Source organism: Caballeronia sp. J97 (assembly GCF_905220305.1).
Lineage (GTDB): Bacteria > Pseudomonadota > Gammaproteobacteria > Burkholderiales > Burkholderiaceae > Caballeronia.
Map to the genome: position 1 here is coordinate 1 of NZ_CAJMZL010000069.1, position 4270 is coordinate 4270.

The following is a 4270-nucleotide window of genomic DNA, read 5'->3' on the forward strand; positions in this document are numbered from 1 at the left end:
ACCGCGAAAACGGGATCCGGCGAAACCAAGACCAAAGCCCAACCCCCCAAAAAAACTGCTCCGCAATGCAACACACTGTCACCCATGAATCACCCGATGCAACACCTGCTTGCCAAACGATTACAGCGCTAGCAAAGCCCCATCGCCCTTGGCACAAATATTGAGTTCACCCCTCCGACGCTCCGCGACTCACATCCCGCCGCCCCACGGCGCCATCGTGAATCGCGGAAGCGACGAGCCACGCCGAAGCACCGCTATCACCGGCAAGCGCGAGATCATCGTCATGGCGGATTCCGCCCGCGCCGATCAACTCACGCGCACCGGCGAGCGCACGCACCGCGGCGAACGTGTCGAGATCGGGCCCGGCATACGCGCCCACGTGATCGAGCGTCATCACGATCACGCGCGATGGCCACCATCCGCTCTCGGCATGCGTCGATCCGAGCGCGCGCCCGCCGCGATAGTCGAGCGACAGGATCGGCTCGAAGCCGCAAGCCGAAGCCTCGGCGATCGCGCCGATATCGACGAGCGACTCGGTGCCAAACACGGGCACGATCGCGGCGGGCGATGCGGACCGCGTCAGCCGCGCGATGCGCTCGATCAGCGCGCGCATCGGCGCGAACGCGGTGAAGCCCGCGTCGAGCCAGATGCTGGCGCCGTCGCCGAGCGCGTCGCAAAGCGCGGCGAGCGCATGATCGTGCGCGCCGCGCGAAAGGATCGCGCCCAGATCGGCGACGTACAACGTGCGCGCGCCGGTGGCGGCGACGAGCGCGCGGGCGATCGCAACAGGATCGCTCGTCGCGCACAACGAGGACTGGATCGGCCGATAGCGCGAACGCTCGCCGCGCACCGCGTGCACCGCGTGGCCGTCGAGCAGATCGAGAACGGGTATTACCTGCATGGATGGCTTTCCTTTGACCAAGATCTTCGTATTCGAGTATCTCACCGGCGGCGGCATCGATCCGGATGCGGCGGGCGCAGGCAGCCTCGCCGACCTCTCCGCGCTGATCGTCGAGGGCCGCGTGATGCGCGACGCCATCGCCGCCGATCTGCGCGCGCTGCCGGGCATCGACGTGAGCGTCGCGAGCTCGCGCTTCGAACAGCTCGACGACGACCAGGGCTACGTGCGCCCGCAGCCCGGCGAATCGGTCATACGCTTCGTGGCCCGCGTGGCGCGCGAACATGACCATGCCTGCATCGTCGCGCCCGAATGCGACGGACTGCTGCTCAAGCTCTACGACGCCGTCGGCCAGGCGCGCTGGCTCGGCTGCGCGAAGGAAGCGATCCGCGCGGCGTCGAGCAAGAGCGCGACGGCCGCGTGTCTCGCCGCGCGCAGCATCGCCGCGACGCCCGCGCTCGAGCCGGAAAACGCAAGCGCGGGCATCGGGCGGCGCTGGGTCGTCAAGCCCGATGACGGCGCGGGCGGTCTCGATACCTATGTCTACGACGACCTCGCCGCCGCGCGCGCCGAATACGAAGCGCGCGCGGAAGCCGGCCGCAATCCGGTGCTGCAGGAATGGGTCGACGGCGAGCCGCTCAGCCTGTCGCTGATCTGCCGTGACCGGCTGTCGCGGCTCGTGAGCATAAACCGGCAGCGCATCGGTTTGTCGGATGCGGCGGGGTCGGGCCGACGCGAGCGCATCGTCCAGTTCGATGGCGTCGATGTCGATCGCGTCGACCGGCATGGTCCGCAAGGCCGCGCGCTCGAGCGTCTCGCGCTGCGCGTGGCCGAGGCGTTCCCGGGTCTGCGCGGATTCGCGGGCATCGACGTCGTGTGGCATCCGGAGCGCGGGCCGGTCGTGATCGAGGTGAATCCGCGCCTGACGGTCGCGTATGCGGAACTGAGCCGGCGCGGCGGCAGGAATCTCGCGGCCGAGTTGCTCGCGGCGCATCGCGTGCCCGGTTTCGACGGCGATGCCGGTTTGCTGCGCGCGTGCGGTGGAGCGTCGTCATGACGACATCGGCATCGAACGCTGCGCCGGTGTTCGGCTGGGACGTGGGCGGCGCGCACGTCAAGGTGTCGATGGCGACGCGCGCGGGCGTGCTTGCCGATGTCGCGCAATGGGCGTGTCCGTTGTGGCAGGGCATCGCGCATCTGGAGCGCGTGATCGACGCGATGTTCGAGCGCTGGCCCGTCGCCGCCGACGCAGCCGCGCGTCACGCCGTCACGATGACCGGCGAGATGGTCGATCTCTTCGCCGACCGCGCCGAAGGCGTGCGCACGTTGACGCGCACGCTCGCGCAGCGGCTCGGCCCGCGCACGATGTTCTTCGCCGGCGAGGCGGGCTGGCTCGCGCGTTCGGCGTGTGCGGACGGCTGGCGCAAGGTCGCATCGGCGAACTGGCTCGCGACCGCGCAATGGGTCGCGACGCGTGTGCCGGACGCGGTGCTGATCGACATCGGCAGCACGACGACCGACATCGTTCCGATCGTCGGCGGACGTGTCGCGGCGCGCGGTTGCAACGACGCCGAACGGCTCATCGGCGGTGAGCTGGTCTATCAGGGCGTCGTGCGAACGCCGTTGTGCGGGGTCGCGCATCGCATTGCGTTTCGCGGCGAGACGACCGGCGTGATGAACGAATGGTTCGCGACGACGGCCGATGTCTATCGTCTGACGGGTGAGCTGTGGCCCGAGCACGATCAGCATCCGAGCGCCGATAACGGACCGAAGACGCAGGCCGCGAGCCGGGCGCGCATCGCGCGGATGATCGGCCGCGACGCCGTCGATGCGAGCGATGCCGAATGGCGGCAGTTCGCGCAGAACTGGCGGCGCGAGCAGTTGCGCGCGTTGGAGGGCAATTTCGCGCGCGTGATCGCGCGGGATGCGGCGCTGGCCGCTGCGCCGATCGTCGGCGCGGGCTGCGGGCGCTTTCTGGCGGCGGCGCTGGCGCGGCAGGAGGCGCGCGGCTATGTCGACTTCGCGCGTCTCGCGGGCGTCGCCGATGACGACACGACGCGCGCCGAATGGGTCTCGACGTGCGCGCCGAGCGTGGCGGTCGCGCTGCTGGCGTCGACTGCGACGAATGGAGTGCAAGGCAACGAAGAGCATCCGTCGAACGATGCATCGCCGCGCGCTGCGTGATAGCGTGCGGAATATACCGGAGCGAAGAAGGGTTATCGAACCGGGTGCGTGGCCCGGCGGCATGATCGAACGAGGACAGGAATATGTGGGTGGTGAAGATCGGGGGGAGCCTGAGTCACGACCCGGCGCTGCGCGAGTGGTTGACGCGGCTATGGGAAGTGGGCGGAGGGCGCGTGGTGATCGTGCCGGGCGGCGGCGATTTTGCGGACGCGGTGCGGCAGTATCAGCACGAATGGCATTTCGACGATCTCGCGGCTCACAACATGTGTCTGCTCGCGATGGCGCAATACGCGATTCTGATGCAGGGCGTGGTGCCGGAGCTCGTGCTGGCATCGAACGAGGATCGAATCCGGCGGGCATTGCGCGATGGGCGTGTGGCGGTTTGGGTGCCGACCGATCTCATGCGGGCGACGCCCGATTCGATGACCAACTGGGATACCACTTCGGACAGCCTTGCTGCATGGCTTTCCAGTTTGCTCAATGCGGAGCGGTTGATGATCGTGAAATCGTGTGAGGTGGAGGCGAATGCGCCGCTGGAGGCGCTGGCCGCGAAAGGCATCGTGGATCGCAGGTTTCCCGCTTATGTGCGGGATGCCAATTATATTGTGGAGATTTTTAGTAAGGCTGATGTGGGGGTTATGCGGGATCGGTTGTTGAATGTCGCGGTTTGAGGGTTTTGGGTTTGGTTTTGGTGTCGTCGGGTCCCGTTTTCGCGTCGGTCTATTAGCACTGCCCCTGTGCGGGGCGGCAGTCACTTTCTTTGCTGCTGCAAAGAAAGTAACCAAAGAAAGCAGCTATCCCCATCCAAAGTACTCCACACCGGCCGCGGCACAGGCAATTGGCCTAATGGTCCGCCCGTAGCGAGTGCCCTCACAAGCAGAACACCGCTTGGATCGCGCACGGTCCGTCTCATCGCACCACACAACCAACTGGTACAGCACAAGACTGCTCCGGCCCACTTCGCGGCCGATGGGTTCATCGGGTCTGCGTGTGCTTCTTTGCTGATATCTCCATCTCACTGCATGCGCAGCCCGCTGGTTTCCCTTGTGGACCCGACGGCGGCGCGTAGCGCTGTGCCGGTGCTGTTTCTTGCTGAACCCGTGCCCTCAAATTACTAGCTTGTCAGACCGTGTGCGAGCCGAGCCGTGTTCTGCTTGTGAGGGCACTCTCTACTGGCGGGCCATTCAG

At 66.9% G+C, this 4270-nt stretch carries 4 protein-coding genes; 3 read left to right on the forward strand and 1 reads right to left on the reverse strand.

Annotated features, from left to right (window positions below):
• Window positions 1–166: 166 nt before the first annotated feature.
• Window positions 167–901, reverse strand: a complete 735-nt coding sequence (locus U4Y90_RS35725) for a HisA/HisF-related TIM barrel protein (protein ID WP_321801825.1) — start codon at window positions 899–901, stop codon at window positions 167–169.
• A gap of 13 nt (window positions 902–914) precedes the next feature.
• Between U4Y90_RS35725 and U4Y90_RS35730 the strand changes: the two genes are divergently transcribed.
• The 3 genes from U4Y90_RS35730 (at window position 915) to U4Y90_RS35740 (ending at window position 3753) form a co-directional block, all read left to right on the forward strand.
• Complete coding sequence (locus U4Y90_RS35730; RefSeq protein ID WP_321801827.1) at window positions 915–1955, forward strand: ATP-grasp domain-containing protein; 1041 nt, start codon at window positions 915–917, stop codon at window positions 1953–1955.
• On the forward strand, window positions 1952–3082 hold the full coding sequence (locus U4Y90_RS35735) for a hydantoinase/oxoprolinase family protein (protein ID WP_321801829.1): 1131 nt from the start codon (window positions 1952–1954) through the stop codon (window positions 3080–3082). Before U4Y90_RS35730 ends, U4Y90_RS35735 begins: the two co-directional genes overlap by 4 nt.
• Window positions 3083–3165: 83 nt before the next feature.
• Window positions 3166–3753 (forward strand): aspartate kinase, encoded by a 588-nt coding sequence (locus U4Y90_RS35740; RefSeq protein ID WP_321801830.1) that lies wholly within the window; start codon window positions 3166–3168, stop codon window positions 3751–3753.
• Window positions 3754–4270: the final 517 nt, after the last annotated feature.

What these genes read in the sequence shown, in the direction of transcription:
- U4Y90_RS35725 (WP_321801825.1), bottom strand. Translation starts at nt 901, where the DNA reads ATGCAGGTAATACCCGTTCTCGATCTGCTCGACGGCCACGCGGTGCAC.
- U4Y90_RS35735 (WP_321801829.1), top strand. Translation starts at nt 1,952, where the DNA reads ATGACGACATCGGCATCGAACGCTGCGCCGGTGTTCGGCTGGGACGTG.
- U4Y90_RS35740 (WP_321801830.1), top strand. Translation starts at nt 3,166, where the DNA reads ATGTGGGTGGTGAAGATCGGGGGGAGCCTGAGTCACGACCCGGCGCTG.